The sequence below is a fragment of the Mycobacterium lepromatosis genome, assembly GCF_000975265.2.
Taxonomy (GTDB): domain Bacteria; phylum Actinomycetota; class Actinomycetes; order Mycobacteriales; family Mycobacteriaceae; genus Mycobacterium; species Mycobacterium lepromatosis.
Genome location: NZ_CP083405.1, coordinates 3,201,245 through 3,223,645 on the forward strand (window position 1 = coordinate 3,201,245; position 22,401 = coordinate 3,223,645).

At 56.3% G+C, this 22,401-nt stretch carries 11 protein-coding genes and 1 riboswitch; of the genes, 4 read left to right on the top strand and 7 right to left on the bottom strand.

The annotated features are described in order from the left end of the window. Window positions 1-521: 521 nt before the first annotated feature. A riboswitch (M-box (ykoK) riboswitch) is annotated at window positions 522-690 on the bottom strand. 710 nt (window positions 691-1,400) lie between these two features. Both MLPF_RS15120 and MLPF_RS15125 read right to left on the bottom strand, forming a co-directional pair. Continuing rightward, a complete protein-coding gene (locus tag MLPF_RS15120; protein WP_193386787.1) occupies window positions 1,401-3,443 on the bottom strand; it encodes an acyltransferase family protein in 2,043 nt (680 codons plus the stop codon). Between the two features lie 1,044 nt (window positions 3,444-4,487). Then, window positions 4,488-4,958: a hypothetical protein gene (locus MLPF_RS15125; RefSeq protein WP_237817219.1), complete on the bottom strand. Its 471-nt coding sequence runs from the start codon at window positions 4,956-4,958 to the stop codon at window positions 4,488-4,490. Between the two features lie 1,905 nt (window positions 4,959-6,863). Here MLPF_RS15125 and MLPF_RS18175 point away from each other — a divergent pair. Then, window positions 6,864-7,157, top strand: coding sequence for an AMP-binding enzyme (locus MLPF_RS18175; RefSeq protein ID WP_082082456.1), 294 nt, complete (start codon window positions 6,864-6,866; stop codon window positions 7,155-7,157). Window positions 7,158-8,011: 854 nt separating this feature from the next. Next, window positions 8,012-12,835, top strand: coding sequence for a cation-translocating P-type ATPase (locus MLPF_RS15130; protein ID WP_045843997.1), 4,824 nt, complete (start codon window positions 8,012-8,014; stop codon window positions 12,833-12,835). A gap of 388 nt (window positions 12,836-13,223) precedes the next feature. On the opposite strand, the gene MLPF_RS15135 is transcribed toward MLPF_RS15130, so the two are convergent. The 5 genes from MLPF_RS15135 to MLPF_RS15155 form a co-directional block, all read right to left on the bottom strand. Beyond that, the gene (locus tag MLPF_RS15135; protein WP_237756052.1) at window positions 13,224-13,538 is read right to left on the bottom strand and encodes a hypothetical protein; all 315 of its coding nucleotides are present in this window, start codon (window positions 13,536-13,538) and stop codon (window positions 13,224-13,226) included. Beyond that, on the bottom strand, window positions 13,522-13,752 hold the full coding sequence (locus MLPF_RS15140) for a hypothetical protein (RefSeq protein WP_156147334.1): 231 nt from the start codon (window positions 13,750-13,752) through the stop codon (window positions 13,522-13,524). Before MLPF_RS15140 ends, MLPF_RS15135 begins: the two co-directional genes overlap by 17 nt. 234 nt (window positions 13,753-13,986) lie before the next feature. Next, complete coding sequence (locus MLPF_RS15145) at window positions 13,987-16,227, bottom strand: NADP-dependent isocitrate dehydrogenase (RefSeq protein ID WP_045843998.1); 2,241 nt, start codon at window positions 16,225-16,227, stop codon at window positions 13,987-13,989. 2,329 nt (window positions 16,228-18,556) lie between these two features. Beyond that, window positions 18,557-18,901 (bottom strand): hypothetical protein, encoded by a 345-nt coding sequence (locus MLPF_RS18180; protein ID WP_045843999.1) that lies wholly within the window; start codon window positions 18,899-18,901, stop codon window positions 18,557-18,559. A gap of 946 nt (window positions 18,902-19,847) precedes the next feature. Next, a complete protein-coding gene (locus MLPF_RS15155) occupies window positions 19,848-20,120 on the bottom strand; it encodes a hypothetical protein (protein ID WP_156147335.1) in 273 nt (90 codons plus the stop codon). Window positions 20,121-20,956: 836 nt separating this feature from the next. Here MLPF_RS15155 and MLPF_RS15160 point away from each other — a divergent pair. Continuing rightward, window positions 20,957-21,127 (top strand): hypothetical protein, encoded by a 171-nt coding sequence (locus MLPF_RS15160; RefSeq protein WP_156147336.1) that lies wholly within the window; start codon window positions 20,957-20,959, stop codon window positions 21,125-21,127. Further along, a complete protein-coding gene (locus MLPF_RS15165; protein ID WP_050039420.1) occupies window positions 21,124-21,354 on the top strand; it encodes a hypothetical protein in 231 nt (76 codons plus the stop codon). Before MLPF_RS15160 ends, MLPF_RS15165 begins: the two co-directional genes overlap by 4 nt. Window positions 21,355-22,401 lie beyond the last annotated feature (1,047 nt).

Consider the following 22,401-nt stretch of genomic DNA (forward strand, 5'->3'; position numbering starts at 1 on the left):
GGTTCTCCGTACTGACCGACGGATAACCGCCTAGCTAGCCGGCTATATATCGAAATAGGCATTCGCAACAGACACCGGTCGGCCGGCTCCTGTGAGCCCAGAAGGAGCAGGGTTCCCCGACTTTTGGTTCGCTGCTGCCACGCACGCAACACTGACCATCCGGTAACCCTCGTGGCATAGATAACACGTTGGGCGCCAAAAAGATCATAATCGTTCTCCTACCAGGAACCCAATCGGCAGGTGGCATTCAAAATGTCATACACAATGGCTTTCACAACATCGAGACGCATTTGGGCATGCGCTACAAACGCCACATAGCGATAGAGGCACACGGAACGTCCGAGAAAGCTCAGGCAGCAGAAAGAACACCGGAACTGGATCGGGACAAGACAATTTTTTTCACACACGGACTGTCACTCGGACTCATCTCGCCCCCACCTCCTCACGGCCGGGACACACGCGGTGTCGGCTATAGTCACCTGTACGGAAGAGGCAAAAACATTCAGCAGCAAACCGCCAAACGCACCCCCCTCTCGTCGGAGCTTCGGCACTGCACGGCGTATCTGAACCAACGTCCAGAAGCCACTTGAACCCAAACCCTTGGATATAGCCCTGACCTGATCCTTCTCTCGAAGTTTCGAGGGTCTATGGCCTGGATCCATGCAGAAACCTCACCCACCGAGGTGCTTGCATTCTCATACTTACACCCGACACCTGGTGCTCGTCAAACGCCTTAGTAAAGAACCCTAACAAGCTTAGATTGGCATTTATGGCCAGCTGCACGCTTCCAGCGTTTGGTAGAGACCGCCAAATAAAATATCCAGCTAGGGTCGCGGCAGCGCTCAAACCAAATGTATGACGAGGAGAAAAGCGAGACGTCGCTGTTACGCTAGTAAGATGGACGAGTTCGAGCAGATGTAGTCGACAAATGCACAAAAACGCGCCGATGCGCTGCGTGACTTCCGTACATACCAGTATACTCCGAATTCGACCACCGTCATACACATCGCGGTGGCAATACAGCTCACAAAGACAGCGGCGATTAGTCCATTCAGGTTGCGCTTAGCGCCACCAAGATCGCTGCTGCGAAAAAGCTCAGCAAGACCAGATAAACTACCTGATCACATGTCTAAAAGAAGGCGAGCTTTCGACGCTTGTAAATATCAACAGAACAGTCGATTTCGTTTGATCGACAGTTACGAAGAAGCACTATCTACCGTAAAACTGCTCAAAACGCAGCTTTCGGTGGGCGAACTGGGCGTAACTGACAACAGTAACATGCCTGATAACCAGCCACACCTCAATTACACATGTAATCCAGACAATAGCTACATCAGTGTCGATTGCTCCGGCTAAATTCCAGAAGCATAAAACTAAGTGGGTGCGGCAGTAATTAAAGACTACCGCAAAAATTCTTCTAGCCACGGTGTCAACCATTTAACGCCTTCCGGAGTGAGGTGGACACCGTCGCTACGCACCTTAATTCCGTCGACCTTAGCGGTGTAAAAACCGTCCGGACATAGCTTTTTGTTCAGATCGAGGATCTGTACGTTCGAATGTTGACTAACTGTATTACGCAACATGGTGTTCCACTGGTTAACTCGATCCGGCTGATCCTCTGGATACAACTGACCATCGGGCTTTTCGCCGCCGCGGCTGTAAGGCACCGTGGCAACGACAACTCGAACACCAGAAGAGCCCAGGATATTCAATGCTTGCTGTAACTCCGCATGGAGATAAGCATCGAAGGTTGGATCGCCGATGTGGGTCCATTTTCCTTCGTTAACTCGGTCTACCGTCTCCCAGCGACCTATAATCAGCAGAGCGACGTTTGGACGGTCTTTGTTGATCTGCGTCGACCACCTGATAGGCCAGTTATCACATTCTGGTCGCTGCTCCAGGATTTGGCCAAAATACTGATATGGTGTACCACGCACCAAACTGCAGCCGATGACGGTGTGGTCGATAAAGGCGAATCCAGGCGTCGGCGGAAGATAGTGCATCCAGGTCCACCCGATCGAATCACCAAATACCGCAACGGTAAACGGCTGGCTGGGGTCTCGCGTACCCGGAAGTTTTCCTCTCGGCGGGGACGGTGATACGGCCGCTACCGCCGACACTCCTGGCGGCAGAGCAATCTCACGCAAACCCGTTCCGGTTCCCACCGGAACCACCCACATCGTCGCTGCGGCGGCACTAGCGACAGTGGCCGCAGCCAAAGGCAATAACGGCGCTCGTACCGGTCGCCAGTGGCGGATGGGTTGTTCGATCAACCACCAGGATGTTGCAGCCACGGCCACTGTCGCAGCGCACCGAGAGGCAAACAGTGGGACTCCAGACCAGCCGGTGCGCTCGCCGTTGAGCGCTAGGAAGATCGGCCAGTGCCACAAGTAAATGCCGTACGAAATGGTGCCCAGCCACACCAGCGGGCGTAATGCAAGGAGGCGGGCCACTGTTCCACGCTGCTCCAATGCCACCGGCACGATCACGACGACGGCCGCAATTGCGACTCCGATCAGCAGGCCGTGGCGGAAGTCAGCGACCCCTCCCGTTGCATAGTGTGTAGCCGCCGCCAACCCTGCCAGACCGAGAACCGGTAGGAACCGAGCGATCAGCCGCCCCCACCGAGTCCTAATCAGGCACCAACCACGGTTTAGCGACGGCCAATCCCGAACCAGCAGAGCCGACGCCGCGGCGCCAACCAGCAACGCTTGCACACGGGTATCGGTGCCGAAATAAATGCGGTCGCGCGTAGCGTCGCAAACAAGAGCGATGGCGAGTGTGGAGGAAGCTAAAGTTCCCAATGAAGCTAGGACAAAAACAGCCAACCGAATGGCACCGAGGGTCGCGTAGCTGCGACGCCGCCTAGCCCTAGCGGCCAACAGTAAAGTTACCGCGATCAACAGCAGAGGCCAAACAAGATAGAACTGCTCCTCCACCCCGAGCGACCAGGTATGCTGCAGCGGCGAGGAAGGCGCACCTTGCGTGAAATAGTCGGCCTTATGGACCACGAAGCGCCAATTCGCTACCCACAAAAACGCTGCGATCGAATCGTTCCGTAAGTTGGTTAGCGCTTGGTACGGAAGAAGTTCGCGGGCAACGCCTACAGTGAACACCATCAACACCAAAGCTGGCAGTAGCCGGCACGCACGCCGAATCCAGAAGCTGATTAGGTCAACACGCCCCGTGTGTCTCAGCTCGTCAAGCAGCAACGACGTGATCAGAAATCCACTGAGGACAAAAAAGAGGTCGACTCCGATGAATCCGCCTCTCAGACCGGGGACGCCGCCGTGCTGAGTGAGCACCAACGCAACCGCTATCGCACGAAGACCATCCAGCGCCGGAATGCCATTACGCCGCCCGGGTTGGTCCCAAATCGTCAGCCGACCAACACGGCGCACAGGAACAACCCATCGAGGCCGCTCAGCAAAACAAGCCGACACGGGATGAATCCCTCCCTGCTCAGTGTTCGCGGTTAGCGGCCCTGACCACCAAGGCGTCCTGCTCCATAGTTGCTGCCGATACGTCGCTGCTCCTCCTGTTGATCCCCGCAAGCTTAGATGCGGCACAAACCAGATACCGGCTAAGACACACCACGGTTTTCCTATGCCGGGCTTCCTATCTGGTCTGGAGCCCTGTTGTCTAGGCCGGCCCGATTTACATCAGCACCAACCGACCTGTGGTCTTCGTCCATTTCTGCGGTACTGGCGTCAAAATCGCTACGGCCAGCAACGCATACACCCGTGTCGATCGGGTACTCCTGCTGCTCGAGCGTGGCGTACAGACCGCTGGCGTCCGAACACTCATACGTTAAGCACGTCATGTCGTTCAACGACTTGTTGGCGTTTGCAATCGGATTGCGATCGCGATCATCGACACTGAGCGGGTGGCTGCACCAAATAACAGACGAAGTGCAATGACTCAGCGTACTAGGCTTCCGTTCGACGGAGGGCGTAAAGCCTTCCTTTGTCACTGCTCGATGCACTTCTCGGTGTTAACCGAGAACACCCGTTCGCCACCCTATTCGTGCTCCGGCGATACTTATTCCTCCAGAGCGAGCAACTGGCCGCAATGTCGAGTACGGAACACCAGGTCCTGCAAGTGCAATGGATCTACACGACGTCTGCCAGGCAAGTAGCCCAGATTACGATCAACGCCCTCTCTGCCTCTCGTATCCGTTGCTCCATGATCCTGCTACAGATACTTAACCAATTGAGTGCCGGCGACAGCGAGGATTCAATGAATATTGACAGAAAACTGATCGGAGTACTATGGGTTGTTGGTGCGATCAACTGCACCACCGATGTCTACGCCCACTGCTAGTGAATTCATGGCGCGCTGGTCGATTCGCTACGCGAGGCCGAACAGCGCACGCCCCGTGATGTGGTGTTGATCGATGGCGATAGACGGCTTAACGGCCGAAGTCTCTGCCAGTCGGCAACGACGCTGGCACATCCCCGTGGGCGTGGTGATGTCGTTCATGTTGCCTAACTGGCACGAATCCGCAGTAATCTATTTGGCGTCAACGCGGGCGGGAACAGTTGCCGAGCCATTTTACCGCAAAACAAGATCTTATAATGCATTTCATCCGCGAATACTCCGACAGCCGGATGGTCTTTGTCCCAGCGTGGTTCGGCAGTCATGACTACACCACTCTTGTTAGAGTTGGGTGGCAGCCCAGCTACCATCACAACTGTGCTGTTGTACTGGTACGCCGTGATCACGGCGCGGGTCACATCCCGTTCATGTCGTTGCTTGCTCAGCATACAGTTACCAGAACAATTACCGAAGCTGAACCCCGGCGGAACGTTCGATGGTGGCCGGATCTCCGACTTCCCGATCAAGCTCTTCGCGTAGGCTGGTGCTTCTGTATCGACGTCGTTAATCCCTAGGGCAACAGCGTATCTCGAGTCAACGGTAGTAACGCGCATGTATGGTTCTACAGAAGCTCCAGTCACGACGACCGGAGCACCGAGACTCTGCGCTTATGCTGCAAACACCGATGGCCGCTGCGGTCGGGCCAGTGATCAGCTAGTCTCCTGGTAGATTCATGTGCCTAGACCGCAAATGCTGTTCGGTTACCAGTAACCAGAAGACGAAGCCGAGTCCTTCGACAGTGAGAGCTCTTCCGCACCGGAGATCCAACAAAGTCCTCTTCGGAACACTTAAGTGACTGTTCAGCTTTGGGTGGGGTAGTTGTGGCCGGCTGTTGGTGTCGAAGCAGTCCGCACTTGGCCGATGAGGCTGCCGTTGATGGCTGTGATGGTGAGGATCCACGATGTCTGTGATGGGCATGTGGGTTGGAATATCGGGTGTGTGGATCGAATCCACCTCAACAGTGATGTGCCACATCTGTAGATGAGCGGGCAGGTGATGGCGTTGCTAACCCAGCATCTGGGGCAATCCGATCCTTTCGCATGCGGTTCTGGAAAAGATTGGTATTAGGTTTCACCGGGAGGTAGCATCATTCGCTGAAGACCGTTAATCCTGGTGGTGTGTTTCGCCAGGAATAACCGCAAGATCGACGTGATGTACGCCCGTATTTGGCTGGGCAGGCCGTAGCTGGAGGCGCCGGTAAGGCTGCGATCGAAATGGTCCAGAAGTCGCCTGTTTTACACCGCGACAAACACATCGGGAGTGTAGTTTCTCTTCACCGTATTTCAGCGACGGGTAACGTGTTTTTACTTCTATCTATCTATGTTTGGGACGTTGATTTCGAGCCGGCATCGTCAAGTTCTTCTGTGCCTATTTTCCATATCCAATGAAGATGTAGCTCAACGGGCATGAGCGGACCCAACGGCAGGCGAGCAAAAGCGGTATAGGACTCACCAAATTGTCCAACGAGTTGACTACAATCATCGATCCGTTCGCGCTGCAGGCAATTTGCGATCGGTTGGGTCCAGATGCGATCCAGATGTTCGCCCAACACTAGTGGTCGATGTTGCCGTTGACAGAGCACGGCCGTGGAGGCTATTGGCGGGGGCTATTGATGCGCCGAGTCGAAACCTCACACCCTGGTGGTCAATGTTCCCCGCCGAGCTTGGGGTTCTTCGCGGCCTTGATAGCCGATAACCTCGACATCGGTCGACTGGAAGTGATAAAAATTAAGCTTCAAACGCGGCTAACGCTGTGGAGCAAAGGTGGGTGAGTGACAAAAAAGTATTCACATAGTCACTTACAGCACCGAGGTCAACGTCAACGCCTTCTACCGACACTTGCGCGTCAAATCTAGTCAAATCTATTTGAAGGATGGGGCGGTTGCTGGGCATCAAACCGTTATCAACGACCCCGACGATGCGGGCTGCTGGCGGCACCTATGCCATCTCGATGCGTTACAGGTCCGCGCGCGTAGGCCATAGCCGTCCGCTCGATACGGAACCGGTCAACCAGGGCTGTGTCTTTGCGAGTCTAGCCTTTGAACTGGATCACCCACTCTCACCGAGGATGGCAGCACAGCCCCCCGGCTCTGTGGTTCAGCGCCCTATGCACCAGCGTGCTCACCGACACAAGCATCATCAACAAAAGCCAGTGCAGCTCGGGCCTCGGTAAGAACCGCTACCACCTAACTGACGGACTGCGGTTCGCGATCTTCTACACCCCACGCCAGGCTGCTGCGTACGTTGCTCACCGCCAATCATATACCCGCACTACCGCTGTGGCAAATGGGGTGGCACACCATCGACAAGGCTCGACTCCTACCGAACTCAACCCAAAAACTCCAAGGCACTTCTCAACGTTCTAACGACCAAAGTCACTAGCTCGCTGGTGAGTCCCTCGTTGCGCACCGCTCGCGCGAAAGATGTCATTATCCGCAACGGCGAAAACATCTACACCCAAAAAATCGTAATACATCCTGCCCCGCCATCCCAGACATCGCTATCGTAAGCGTGCCTGATGAAAACACCGGGAAGCAAGCATGCGCAGTCGTGGTGATCTACTATCACTCCCGACCCGCCAGCTTGCGCAAGTTCCTAAAGTCCGCAGGTACGGCCCGATTCAAAGTACCCGAACAAGTGATTATTCGGGATGCTATACCGACAAACAACACAGGAAAAGGGCCGAAGCACCAGATTCGAAACAATATCGATATACAGCAGACCAGTTACATGAAAGTAGCGATCGGAACCAGAGCTAACTGTGGGATCGGCTCCGATTGATGCAGGCAAGCTCGCCGAGGTGGGCATGGTGGTGCTTGCGACGGGCCACAGCGCTCCCCGGAGTTCAAGGAATACGCGGCGCTGCGGACCTGCACTATACCGGATCTTGACGCCCGCATGCCTGCGGAAACTAGAACACCGAACCCACTAGGCTGGGCGATGCCCCGGTCGACTCGGACGTCAGTCTCGACGGCAATGGCGGCGCCCAAATCAATCTTGTCAATCTTGTGGGCGAACTAGTCCTCGTCGACGTCACCTCCTCGGCGTTTCCGAGGCATGCTGCGTTGACCACCGAAGCTGCCAACCCAAGCGAACAACCTTCGCCGCCCGGCAAAAAAGTATGCGTAAGACTATGATAACCCCGCTTTCGGGATGCTGAAAAACCTACAGACAACTTAAAATGCCGCCGTCGGTGCGGTTCACAAGTCGAAACACTTTGCTGCGCTGTAGTGATCGCGTCGTCAAGGCGGGCAACGTGACACTGCCCCCTACCACGGCAAACGCGCAAGCCACTGGTGCCTAATACCTTCGAAACGCCGGTAGCTCCAACCACGTAATTCGGGACCAATCCATTCACGTCCATCCCAGCCAGCGCAGCCGGCATCACTACAACCTCGCCATCTTTCTCGATCCGGCACTGTTTACCACGTTCGGTTTGTCGTTAAGCTGGTCAGGCTCCATAACATTGCGCTAAAATAACTAGCACCCTATATAACTAGGCGAAAGCCCAGTGCCCACGCAGTCACTGAAGTTGTTTCATTCGCCTATTGGCCCATTGATGGGGCCTGGCGGTAGATAGGTGAGGTAGACGTTACCGGGATTAGGCACGATAGCGGCGATTGATAGGGTTAGGAATGAACATTCTGCATGTGACCGACCTCGTAGGCAATATGGTCGGCGGCATGGTGCAGGTGGTGCGTGCCGGCACGTATGCTGCAACTGGCACTGTCAAAACGATGCAGATTCTAGCCAGCCCGGTCGTCGAGTTCGCTGGCCCGGTAGTACAGTCGGTGGCTAAATCCACCGGCCGAGCGCGCGGGACAGGCCATGCGCCGAATTCTGCGAACCGAATCGATCCGCCGGTGCGTTGGCACAACGGTGATCGTGTGCACTTTGACTTGGATCCGCTGCTACCGTTCCCCCGCTGGCATGAATATACAGCGATAGTAGAGGAACCGGTTCGTAGTATTCCAGGCGTGGCTAAGGCCCATGTCGAGGGCTCATTGGGCCGGCTAGTGATCGAACTCGACAAGGACGCGGATAGCAACGTTGTCTTGGGCAAAGTGCGTGACGTGGTTATTGCCCTGGCCGCCGACTTAGCATTGGCAGCGGCGGGATCGGCCCCTAAGGTTGCTCCATTTGCTGACCCAGGTAATCCGGTGGCAATTCTGGTGCCGCTAACCGCCGCGGTACTGGACCTTGTCGCGTTGAGTGCCGCAATAACCGGCTGGGTCACCCGACTGCCCGCCGCACCACAAACTACCCGGGCCGCGGCAGCTCTCGTCAATCATCAACCGCGCATGGTGTCACTGCTGGAGTCACGACTGGGTCGGGTGGGCACCGATATTGCACTTAGCGTAATAACAGCGGCGGCTAACGGGCTGACCCAAGCGGTAGGCACACCCCTGCTGGATCTGGCACACCGTGGCCTACAACTCTCCGAGGCGGCGGCTCACCGGCGCGTTTGGCGAGACCGAGAGCCTCAACTGGCCTCACCTAGGCGACCACAAGCGCCGGTGGTCCCCGTGATCTCATCGGCCGAGGAAAAATCGCATGCCTCGCGCTACAAATGGACAGCCGCGGCATCAGGTGAAGCTTCGCATGTCGTGGTCGGCGGATCAATCGACGCAGCAATCGACACCGCAAAAGGGTCGATCAAAGGACCTGTGGAAAGCTATGTTGATTCGGCGGCAAACGGCTCGTTGATTGCCGCGGCGAGTGCGTTACTCGCAGGCGGTGGCACCGAAGACGCGGCCGGCGCGATCTTGGCCGGGGTGCCAAGAGCGGCACATATGGGCGAGCAAGCGTTCGCGGCGACACTGGGCCGCGGGCTAGCCAATGCCGGGCAACTAGTACTCGATCCGGGTGCACTGCGCCGCCTGAACCAGGTGAAGGTGGTCGTCATCGACGGCGCCGCATTACGCGGTGATCACCGCGCGGTGTTGCTTGCCCAGGGAAATGCGCCCGGCTGGGACGACGACCGTGTCTATGAGGTTGCCGACGCACTGCTGCACGGTGAGCGGGCACCCGAGCCCGACCCCGACGAATCGCCGGCCACTGGCGCGCGGCTCAGATGGGTTCCTTTGAAAGAACCGTCAGCAACGCCCGTTCAGGGCCGCGCGCACGCGGACCTGGTGGTTGATGGCGAGTGCGTCGGCGGTGTCGACGTCGGATGGGAGGTCGACCCCTATGCGATCCCACTGCTGCAGACCGCACACCGAACCGGAGCACGCGTCGTCTTGCGTCATGTAGCTGGCACAGAAGATCTCTCCGCCAGTGTCGGCGCGACACATCCGTGCGGTACACCGCTGCTGAAGTTGGTACGTGAGCTGCGCGTCGATCGCGGGCCGGTATTATTGATCACCGCAGTACACCGGGATTTTGCATCGACCGACACACTGGCCGCATTAGCCATCGCCGACGTCGGGGTCGCGCTGGACGATCCCCATGCGGCTACACCGTGGACCGCGGACATCATCACTGGCACTGATCTGGCGGCCGCAGTGCGGATCCTATCGGCGCTGCCTGTGGCCCGGTCGGTCAGTGAATCTTCGGTGCATCTTGCTCAGGGCGGAACTACCCTGGCCGGGCTGCTTCTGATCACCGCGAGCGCTAGCAGCAAATCCGCTAACCCAATTACTTTGTGGCGCTGGTTTAGTCCGGTCAATGCGGCCGCAGCAACCGCATTGGTGACCGGCGTCGTCTCAGCCAGCAAGGTGCTCCGGCTGCCGGATCCCACCCCACAACCGCTGACCGCCTGGCACGCGCTGAACCCCGAGATCGTTTACTCACGACTGGCCGGCGTAGCGCAACCGTTGGCCGTTAAGCATGGTACCCCTGATTGGCGACGTCGTCTCGACGATCTGTCCTACACCCGGACGCTGTCACCGCTACGTAAACCCATAACTCACCTGGCTCGGCTGGCCACCGCGACCCGGCAGGAACTCGCTGACCCGCTGACTCCTATCCTAGCGGTCGGGGCGGCTGCATCAGCGATCGTTGGTAGCAATATCGATGCCCTTTTGGTCGCGGGCGTGATGACGGTCAACGCGATTACCGGCGGCGTGCAACGGTTGCGGGCCGAGGCGGCTGCCGCCGAGTTGTTCGCCGAGCAGGACCAGTTGGTGCGACGTGTCGTTGTCCCGGCAGTGGCAACGACACGTCGTCGATTGGAGGCAGCACAGCACGCCACACGGACAGTCACGGTGTCCGCCAAGTCGCTGCGAGCCGGCGATGTCATCGACCTGGCTGCCCCGGAAGTGGTACCAGCGGATGCTCGCGTGTTGGTGGCCGAAGACCTGGAAGTCGATGAGTCTTTACTCACCGGAGAGTCGTTGCCGGTGGACAAGCGAGTGGACCCCGTCGCCATCAACGATGCCGACCGAGCGAGCATGCTGTTCGAAGGTAGCGCGATCGTGGCAGGACATGCCCGCGCGATCGTGGTGGCCACCGGGGTCGGCACCGCCGCGCACCGAGCGATCTCGGTGGTCGCCGACGTAGAAGCATCAGCCGGAGTGCAAGCACGGCTGCGGGAGCTGACCAGCAAGGTCCTTCCTCTGACACTGGCCGGCGGCGCCGCGGTGACGGGTTTGGCTTTGCTGCGCCGCGCATCACTGCGTCAAGCAGTCGCCGATGGAGTTGCAATCGCCGTGGCCGCTGTCCCGGAGGGCCTGCCTTTGGTGGCCACCCTCTCCCAGCTCGCCGCGGCCCAGCGTTTAACGGCGAGAGGTGCTCTGGTCCGCTCGCCCCGCACGATCGAAGCCCTGGGCCGCGTCGACACCATATGTTTCGACAAGACCGGCACGCTCACCGAAAATCGGCTGCGTGTTGTCTGTGCGGTGCCGAACACGAAAAGGCCACACGATCCACTTCCCGCCATCACCGATCCGCACTCTGCTGCGGTGCTGCGGGACGCCGCGCGGGCGTCCACCCAACCCCATGACGGGCAGGATCACACGCATGCCACTGACGAAGCGATCCTCACGGCAGCGAGTTCGCTTAACGAGCATACCGATTCGACCTGGAATCGAATTGCGGAGGTACCGTTCGAATCCAGTCGCGGGTATGCCGCCGCGATCGGCACAACAGGGAATGGTAAAGAGCCGATGCTGATGCTCAAAGGCGCGCCTGAAAAGATCCTGCCGCGTTGCCGGTTCGCCGATCCAGAGGCCGACGTTGCGCACGCAGAGTCTTTGGTGCGCAACCTTGCCGAGCAAGGCCTGCGCGTTCTAGCGGTGGCGCAATGCTCCTGGGACTACGACACCACCGAGGATGACGACACCGATGCTGAAGCCGTCGATACTGCCGCGCATGACCTCGAACTGATCGGCTATATCGGACTAGCGGACACCGCACGGCCATCCTCGCGTCCGTTGATCGAAGCGTTGGTAGCAGCCGACCGCAACGTCGTACTAATAACCGGAGACCACCCCATCACCGCACGGGCTATCGCCCAGCAGTTGGGCCTGCCATCGGATGCGCGGGTAGTGACCGGCACCGAACTTGTCGGCCTCGACGAGGATGCATGCGCCGAACTCGCCGCCGACGTGCAGGTTTTCGCCCGGGTCAGTCCGGAACAAAAGGTGCAGATTGTGGCAGCGTTGCAACGCTGCGGGCATGTCACGGCGATGGTTGGTGACGGCGCCAACGACGCCGCCGCCATCCGGATGGCCGATGTGGGCATCGGGGTGAGCGGCCGCGGTTCTTCAGCCGCCCGAGGAGCCGCCGACATCGTCTTGACCGACGACGATCTGGGTGTACTGCTCGATGCTCTGGTCGAAGGCCGCAGCATGTGGGCAGGAGTGCGTGATGCGGTCACGATTCTGGTCGGAGGCAATGTCGGCGAAGTCGTCTTTACTATCATCGGGACGGCACTCGGTGCTGGACGGGCACCGGTGGGAACCCGTCAACTGTTGTTGGTGAATTTGCTCACCGATATGTTTCCCGCACTTTCGATCGCTGTTACCTCGCAATACGAAGAACCCGACGAGGACGAATATCAAACCGACGAAGAGGCATACGAGGCGCGACGAACACACCAACACGAAGTATTGACCGGACCTACGCCCTCGCTCGACGCGCCACTGATGCGACAGATCGTCAACCGCGGTGTGGTCACGGCCGCCGGTGCAACCATAGCCTGGGCTATCGGGCGCTGGACGCCGGGTACCGAACGACGAACGGCTACGATGGGACTGACCGCATTGGTGACGACGCAGCTGGCGCAAACCCTGCTCACGCGCCGACATAGCCCGCTCGTCGTAGCAACCGCCTTAGGCAGCGCGGGTGTTTTGATAGGTGTAATTCAAACCCCGTTACTCAGCCAGTTTTTCGGGTGCACACCGCTTGGGCCACTGGCCTGGTCAGGAGTGATTACTGCAACGGCAGGAGCCACCGCAGTCTCGTTACTGGCACCCCACTGGTTAAACAAAGCTATTGGTATCGTGCAACCCGATTAGGAGTGTGCATTAAACTCACTTTAGAATGGTCAACCCATTGCGCACCACCTTGTCAATGGGATTGCGCAGAATGTTATCAGCAATGCGAATATATCTGGTCTGTTCAAAACTAGATACCTTGCCCTTCAAGTACTCTCTTATATCCGGCTCATCGATAACGTCATTGCATGCCGTAGCACGCTAAACACAACAAGTCATTGCCCTAACTACTCGTTTTGTCAGAGACACCTACGACCGCATTCTCGGCGATACCATGATGCTCGGCAAGCGCGTTTTCCAGCACACCTGGATAAAGATTCTCGCCCCGACACAATCATCTCATCGTATCTACCGCTGATGTACAGCCTGCACGAATGGTAGAAAAGGCCATTTTGCAGGTGCTAGCAATCTAGTCAATGATGACTTCGCCTTTCCCACAACCGAGCCGTCCGTGCAGCCCGAAAACGTTGGTGCACCGCCAACGAAGATACGTCCGGCCATGCACGTACCGACGGGACAGTAGCTTCTGTCGAAGATACTTACCGGGCATCCCGCAACCAGCCTCCCTACGGTTTCCTGGACATGCCGTAGTTTGGCCGGTGTCGGCCAGTACGCCGATATCGACATCGGTTGAGCCATAGTAGCCGTTGTAGAGGAGGTGGTCGTAGTCATCCATACACCGGCACGCCAAGCTGGAATCGAGCCAGTCACCGCTGGACAACACCAACTATAGGGACGGGGTTACGGGCGCCCACGGGTCGAAGCAGTCCGAGGATGCGCGCCAAGGCATAATTGGAACCACGCTCATAGCAGCGGCCAAGGGTAGCTTGGGCGTCAAAACACCGGTGGGTCAACACTGTGCCACCCAGGCCGACAACTTTTGGAAGACGGGCATCGAGTTCGGTATGTCCAGCAGCAAAAATCGATATCAACCACATCACGGATCCTTTCCGATGACGGTGAAATTTTGCCCACTCGATGGCAAATTCTGTGCACTACGTGGTTTTCATTAAGGAGCTGGTGTCGTGCGTCTGAAGTTCGTTTAATATTCACCGAAACGTAGCCAATGGCAACCAATGCGGCCCAGCCGTTGGTGTTGCCCACGACTCGTGTTTCGATGGGTGAACTCGCATGTCGGCGACAGCGACACAAGGGCCGAAAAGCGAGGTGCCTTAACTACCTTGCACGGCCGCCAACGCAGCATTGAACACAGCGCTCGGCCGCATCACCGCCTTGGTCAGCTCAGCATCCGGTGCATAATAGCCACCGATATCGACCGCCTTGCCTTGGTCCTCGTTGAGCTCAGTAACGATAGTGTATTCGTTCTTGGCCAACGTTTCGGCCAGTGGGGTGAAGTGGTTCCGCAGCTGTTGGTCATCAGTTTGCGTGGCAAGCTCTTGAGCCCAGTACATGGCGAGGTAAAACTGGCTTCCACGGTTGTCGAGCTCACCGGCCTTGCGTGACGGACTCTTCCTGTTTTCCAGCAACTTTCCGGTTGCGGCATCCAGCGTCTTAGCTAAGACCTTGGCCCTCTCATTGCCAGTCTTGATGCCTAGGTCTTCCAGGCTGACGGCCAGCGCGAGGAACTCACCCAGCGAGTCCCACCGCAGATGATTCTCTTCGACAAACTGCTTGACGTGCTTGGGCGCCGATCCACCCGCCCCTGTTTCATACATCCCGCCACCGGCCATCATCGGCACGATGGACAACATTTTGGCGCTGGTACCTAGCTCCAATATCGGGAACAGATCGGTGAGGTAATCCCGCAGAATGTTGCCAGTGGCGGCGATGGTATTTAGCCCGCGGATCAGGCGTTCGCACGTGTAACGCATGGAGCGCACTTGCGACATAATCTGGATATCGAGACCACTGGTGTCATGGTCCTTCAGGTACGCCCGGACCTTTTTGATCAACTCATTCTCGTGTGGACGGTACGGGTCCAACCAAAACAATACCGGCATATCAGAGTTGCACGCACGGGTGACAGCCAGCTTGACCCAGTCGCGAATTGCCGCGTCGGTAACGACGCACAGACGCCATATATCACCAGTTTCTACATTCTGGGTCAAGAGCACCTCGCCCGTCACGAGGTCCACGATGTTGGCTACGCCGTCCTCAGGAACCTCGAATGTCTTGTCGTGCGAACCGTACTCCTCAGCCTGTTGCGCCATGAGACCGACGTTGGGGACGGTGCCCATAGTAGCCGGATCGAAAGCGCCGTTGGTCTTGCAAAAGTTGATGATTTCCTGGTAGATACGGGAAAATGTGGACTCGGGGTTCACGGCCTTGGTGTCCTTGGTCCGTCCGTCGGCACCATACATCTTACCTCCCGCACGGATCATTGCTGGCATCGAAGCGTCCACGATGACGTCACTAGGTGAATGGAAGTTCGAAATTCCGAGAGCTGAGTCGACCATGGCCAACTCGGGTCGGTGCTCGTGGCACGCGTGTAGGTCTTGGATGATCTCATCGCGCTGCGATGCGGGCAGCGTTCTAATCTTACTGTAGAGATCGACTAACCCGTTGTTGACGTTTACGCCCAGTTCCCCGAACAGAGCCTGGTGCTTGGTGAAGGCTTCCTTGTAGAAGGTTTTCACCGCGTGTCCGAAGACGATAGGGTGGGACACCTTCATCATCGTCGCCTTAACGTGCAGTGAGAACATCACACCGGTCTTGCGAGCATCCTCCATCTGCTCCTCGTAGAACTCGCACAGGGCTTTCTTGCTCATGAACATGCTGTCGATGATGTCACCGTCCCGTAGCGACACCTTGGGCTTAAGCACGACCGTCTTGCCTTTCTTGGTGGCCAGCTCCATCTTCACGTCTCGCGCGCGGTCTAAAGTCATCGACTTCTCGCCGTGATAGAAGTCGCCGTGCCGCATGGTCGCGACGTGTGTGCGCGAGGCCATCGACCATTCGCCCATGCTGTGCGGGTTGTTACGTGCGTACTCCTTCACCACCTTGGGTACGCGGCGGTCGGAGTTACCCTCCCGCAGAACCGGGTTCACAGCGCTGCCAAGGCATTTGCCGTAGCGGTTACGGATGTCGATTTCCTGATCAGACTTCGGAGATGGCGGATAGTCTGGAAGCTTGAAACCCTTGGCCTGCAACTCCTTGATGGCGGCCATCAACTGCGGAACCGAAGCACTGATGTTCGGCAATTTGACGATGTTGGTGTCCGGTAACTGCGTCAACCGGCCCAGTTCGGCAAGGTTGTCCGGCACACGTTGCTCTTCGGTCAGGTAATCGGGAAACTCAGCCAGGATGCGTGCTGCCAAGGAGATGTCGCTAGTCTGGATCTTAATACCCGCCGGCTTGGTAAAGGCACGCACTATCGGCAGAAAGGCGTAGGTCGCTAACAGCGGCGCCTCGTCGGTCAGCGTGTAGATAATGGTCGGCTGCTCGGCGCTCATGATTGTTCTCCCAGCGTAACTGTTGGTCAGATGTTGAGGGCTCTGCGTTATAACGGCGGCTATTAGTATCGCGGCTCCAACATACGTAGCAAGTGCGCAGCGGCCATGAGTTTGGGCATCCACAGCCCGGCCTCCGGTCAGCAGTTGGAAATTAAGGTGACCATTGGATTCGGTCGCCGACTCCGGGGCGGGTTGGGCGTGCTGTCGTAGACAGACGACGAGATACAGCTCATTCCCGAGAGCGATGGCCAAGCCGGATAAAAATAAAAGGAAAGGACAGATGACAAAGATAAAGCGTTGCCGGGACATGCCACCGGTCAACCACACGGTGGGTGCATTACTCCCGCAACACACTCGGTGACGGATCCCTACATACGCATGTTCGGGATACCACTGCCGATGCGTGTGCTTTCACTGCGAACCATCGTCATCTTTGGGCAACTATCGATGATTACTCTCGTCTTTCCCCCCTGGGCGCGTGAGTGTGGACTAGCGTCACCCACGATCAATACAGTCAGCTCGACCGTCACCTTGATTCAGTCAGCAGCCTCGACGATATGGACGCCCTGCTCAAAACGTGTAGCAAACCATATCCTAACTGGCCCCCATCGATGACAACCTATATACATAATACACGAATGAATTGGAGTGACCGCATCAGTGCCCGACTGATATCATCCTGCCCAAACTCACACTAAGAATACTCAAACACCACCATCCACGGCGTGCAAATACAGCGTCCGTACCTTCTCGACAGGTCCGACCTCGATTACGGTAGCGGCACCGTTGACCGAAAAGCAGCATCAGATGAACGAAGTGCACTTAGCAAGTGTTTGTTGATCGGTGCCAGAATCATAGGCGGAACAGTTCCAGTCGGTTGGGTGATCTCGTTGATCATGGTTAATCAGTTCCGGCTGCTAGCCTAGCAAACTCGTGCCATCCAAGCCCAGTCCAGACCAGAAAAAGCCCAGTTCCGCGACGTGCTTTAAGCCGTCGAGATCGTCAAGAGAATACTAGACCGCATCGGAAATGAGCAAGAGCATGCCAAGGCGGCGCTAGAGTAGGCTCGTGTTTCTACCGCCGTCGCCTTACACGAACTACGCACTCCGTTTGACCGCGATGCGCACTAAACCTAGAGATGTTATCCACCCTGGAGGCTTCAGCCTCCAGCCGCACGATGGACCGCTAAACGAGCCATTAAACAAGCCGTCGGGGTTAATCATAAGTATACATTTCGAGGAGCTACATCGATGTTCGTTCGACGTAGGGGTTTTAAGGAACATGACCGACGTGATGTACAGAAAAACCTAACTGGCCTTGTTATTATTTATCCGTACAACGACATGCATTTTCGAGGACAATAAGGTATGGGATTGTCTATTAAAGTGTTGCTGAAACCAACCGGTACGTTACTATACATGATTCATGTTTTTACTGCTGCACTCAAAGCCAATATCTATTTTTCCGCACAGGGCACCTGCTAGATCACCTGGCTACTACGATACGTAGATGCACGCCGCTCCTGATATCAATATCCCGAACTATTTCGCTGCTATTATTAACAATAATAAATTATCTAGGAAATTTCTTAGCGAAAATTATAGCTGTAGCATCACCAAAGATGAGTAGCGGCACCTCACGGGCCTTGACCGCCAGAAGATAGGGTCTGATCTTGGCAATAAGCGCCAGCCGGTCCGCTGCAAGTGGATGTGAAGGCATCCAACAAGGACGTCGAGTCGGGGCAAGAAACCACCGAGGACTTCTAAGATATTGTTATACATATGCAATAGTCACGCTGCTTGTCGTAGGCAATGCAACACAGCTCCCGACCGGGTATAAGACCGCCGATAAAGGAGTCGCTGTCAACGATCGGATACACCCATTAACAGTTGCATGTGGACGCGATCACGATCCTTGCGGTTTTGTTGTGGGGCGCAGCGGTGCCTATTATCAAATCAGTTGTCTATCTCCCCGTACTCGAACGGTGGCATGAGTTTTTACCACCATGAATTGGTCGTGATCAAGCTACTTTCCACAGTGGTAAGCGGCATTCTTGCGCTGCTGATGGCACCGTTGTTCCCGATGATTGTCGCGATTCCTGCTAGCGCTTTCGCGACACGAACGGTTATCACAGTGACAATCAGGCAGCTGGCCAGCGTCGCTAGATTGCAGTGTGTGATCGAGGTCGATACGGCACTCGCGTTTGGAAGTCCCTGAGAGATGGGCAAAAGCTAAACAATCAGGATCTCGACGTTGAAATACTCCAGCAGTGGGTACGCCGTACAGCCGATCAGCGGCTTAAACTGCGATGTGGAGTCGGGGACGCGGGTCAATCTCGCAGAACGAATAGAAGCACCGCATGGGTGACTTGAGCGGCGCTCAGCAGCAACGCTGTGCCGCTGCTCGCGCGATCCACACCGGATCCGCCCTGATCCTCACCGACGAACCAACTGCGTACCTCGATTTCATCCAGGTGGAGGAGGTGCTGCAGCTCATCCGCTCGCGCGCGCAGAGCGAACGGAGCCAACGGTGTAGTGGTGGTTGCGACCCATGACGGTCGACTGTTGCCGTTGACCAACCGGGTAATCGAGCTGGTATCCGCAGCTTCGTCAACGAATCTGCCATCCGAAACGGTGTATGTGAAGGACGGTGCCGTGCTGTTCACGTAGAGCACAGTAGGAAAGCATATCTACGTGGTATCTGAAGGTGGGTTCGAGATTGTGTATAAATTGGCTAACGGCGGTAAGGACTTTGTCAAAGTGACCGGATCCTGAATAATACTTCGGCAAAATCAGCGTGCTGTTTCACTTGCGAAGCTCGGCTACTGTGTGCTCCTGCACCGATACGATGGCCGTCAGTTACACGGTGCCAACTTTCCGTGGACAACTCAGCATAACACAACTCGACGATGTCGTAGACATATCGTAACATTTTTTAACTACTAATCTCCGCATTATACTGAAGTTAGTTAAATGACCGTTCAGTTTTTGTCAGTATCTGCGATTGAGATTCTGGATTTCCATGGTCGGCAGCTGGAAAAAGTCGAACTGCGACTATGACGAAGCGCTATGCCGGCTAGTACGCATGACAAGCAGTGGCAATGTCAACGAATCGATCGTGGAATTGTTAAAGGGTCTCGCCCATTTGCCGCCCTGAATTAAGCGATCTCAATCTGCAGACGCTGTATGGCACGTCCGACAAGGTTGGGAGACGAGAGCGGCATCGGGCCCGAGATGCGGTGTCCAGAAGACGTTGAAGCACTACACGTCGTCGAAAGCTATTCCGGTATGGAACATCGAAGACGGTATGGGTGAAAGCGACACCTAAGGCTAACGCATGCTAACTGAAGCCTTGGGCGAAAATGCAACTGGTTGGTGATGACAATTCGGTGACTAAACCTAAAATTAATCGCTAGCCCATTGCGCTCCGGTAACACCAAATCAGCTGTTGAGACTGCCAGCTTCTCATCGTAGCTTGCCTACAGTCGCAACATACCTGCCGTAACGACGGCCACCGTCATTCACACTGCCACATAACCGAAAGCAGCACCGGTGTGGCAACCACTGCTGCCACTAAGGTTAACTAGACCGCGGCGAGCACATCGATGGCGCGATACCCGCCTAGATCAAAGCGAAACCCAGTGTCATCACGAACACACTATGCGGTACACCGGTCAAGAATCCATAAACGATTTTAAGAGACGACGTACAGGACTGTGAAGCCACCGTCACAACTACATTGTGCTCTGCATAAATGCGGATAGCGAGCGACGTCGCCTCGGTCGCAGTGCAGTGCGGCGAACTCAACAACTGCGTTGCGCAAAGAACCAACAAGGTTGTCGCGAGATCGACGAACTCGAACACTGCAGCCGGCAACATACCGGCGTCCCACAATACTTTTAATTCCAACCTCCGCGGTGCCGATTCGGCCATGGAATCAACCCGCCTACGAGGCTCACAGGCCGATCACAACGATCGCCACCACGGCGAAGAGAGATCAAAGAGTAATGGCGGCCAGATACAGCGCCGGCTGGAGGCCCAAGCAGGCCACCAACCAAAGGGTCCATCACCGCCGCGCCCAGAGGTGGTCGCTGGCTCGTTCACGCTCAAATACCAGGACGTGGGCCGATGCCAGACTCAGCGGCGCCAGCTGCACACGAGCCGAGCGGCGTAGAGAGCTACCAGCCGAGATGAGTCTCCGCTTATTTGGGTCGTCAGCCAAAGGGCCGCCGACCAGCTTCACTGACCCCGTCGAATACACCGAGTGCCGCTGCCAACGTGCCCGATGTTCCAGTGAAAAACGTGGGTAGCACCAAACGTCATTACCTCATATCCAGTATCTGAAAAGAAGCTCGCCGCCACTACGATACCAACACCGGAAATGAACTACGTTTGTTTAGATTCGCCGAATTCCCTACAAGGTGCATTGGACTCAGCGCTCATGGCTTGGAGATAACAGTGGTCAAGAGTCATGCACAATCGGACTGCGGCGCACCCAAAGGACCGTAAAGCATTCGCGAGCTATTCATTAACCAAATATGATCTATCGTAAAACTTCGTCAGAACACAATCCATCGCAGTAACAGCGGATGTCGCCGCTGGCGAGCACCAAACGGGCAAACAGATACCAATGCGGGATCAACTGACCGGATGTGTCTTGGACAGTGATGATGTGACGAACCTTCTGTTGTTATAGCAAGGTAGATCGACCGAGAAAAGCATTCATTTAAGTGACCGCTACGTCCACCGAAGAGCTCGATCTCGTCGAAGTATCTACTGTTGAGCAGCCGTGTAGCGATGAGCTACCGGTGGTGCCAGCCAAGCCGGAGAGCGTCGCTATAGCCGTGGAGATATTGGGCGGAGACCCCGAAGGACTAGTGGCGCGCATTCCACCACGATGAACTGCCTGACGCGTGAGCTGCTGGCCGTCAGCATGGCACTGTCCGGCTGCAAGCCTGAATATGCACCGGTAGCATGGACAGCCGTTCTTGTGTTGATCGATGATCAGTTCAACCTCAACGGCATGCAGGCCACCACTCATGTGGTAGCACCTCTAACTGTGGTCAACGGCCCCGTAGCCTGCCGGATCGGGATGAACGCCGGCGGCAAACGTGTTCGGTTCGGATAACCGCACCAATGCCACCATCAGCCGCATGCTTTGACTGATCTTGCTCACCGTAGGCGGCATTCCGAGTGAACTCGACAAGAGCACCCTCGACTACCCCGACAAGTACACGTTTTGCAGCTCCAAGAACAAAAATACCAACCCGCGGACGTCGTATCGCGTCGAACACTGACGTACAGCACCCCACAAAAACCGACCTGTCGGGGTACCGCACAGCATGACCACGTATATCTCGGATGACCCGCAACGGATTCTGGATTCCATCTCCTTAGCGCCAAGCGCCATAGTGTTCTTCGGTTGGTCCCGCAACGACGTTCGTAGCTACCTGTGGCCCAACGGCACCAACGATTGGGACGACGTCAGTTACGGACAATCGCCATGTAACTCCCCAAGAACGCACCTACAACCACAATCTGCCGAAGTGGCATCTGGCGCATGTCTAGCAGACAAGTGCTAATCGTCTTTACTCCCTACGACATCCACCTGTTCGTGGCGAATGGAGCAACCGGCCGATCTTCGGCGTTCCTGCCGAGGTGATGTACCACGACTACACTTATGCTGTAAGCCATTAACGACGACCCAAACAATTGTCACCAGCAGCGCGGTAATCCACGAAACTTGCCTGCCCTAACGACATCTGCCAGCTCTGAAATCTCCCCGTGAATCATCACCAAATAGAGTGACAGGTGTTATCGAGGACCCCTGCAACGTGATCGAGGTGGCAACCATCCCCACGGTGAACCGATCCTGCAGCACTGGGTCCTACGCTTTAGGCGTGCTGAGCAACACCAAATGGAACGCGAACTGACTGATCATGGGCTCACTCACCTCGGTGGACTTCACTGCTCGTCGGATGCCAGCCCCGAACTGATTAGGAAGATCACATTCGAAAACGACTTCGCACTGACCGCGATCGATACGTACGGATCTTGCTACTCAGCGTTCGTCAACGATGTGGTTCACCCATGAATCCGCTGGACTGCCAACCATGGTCATTGTTACGACTGAATTCGAAAATGAGGCCCGGACTGCGGCGTAAACCGCACAGAA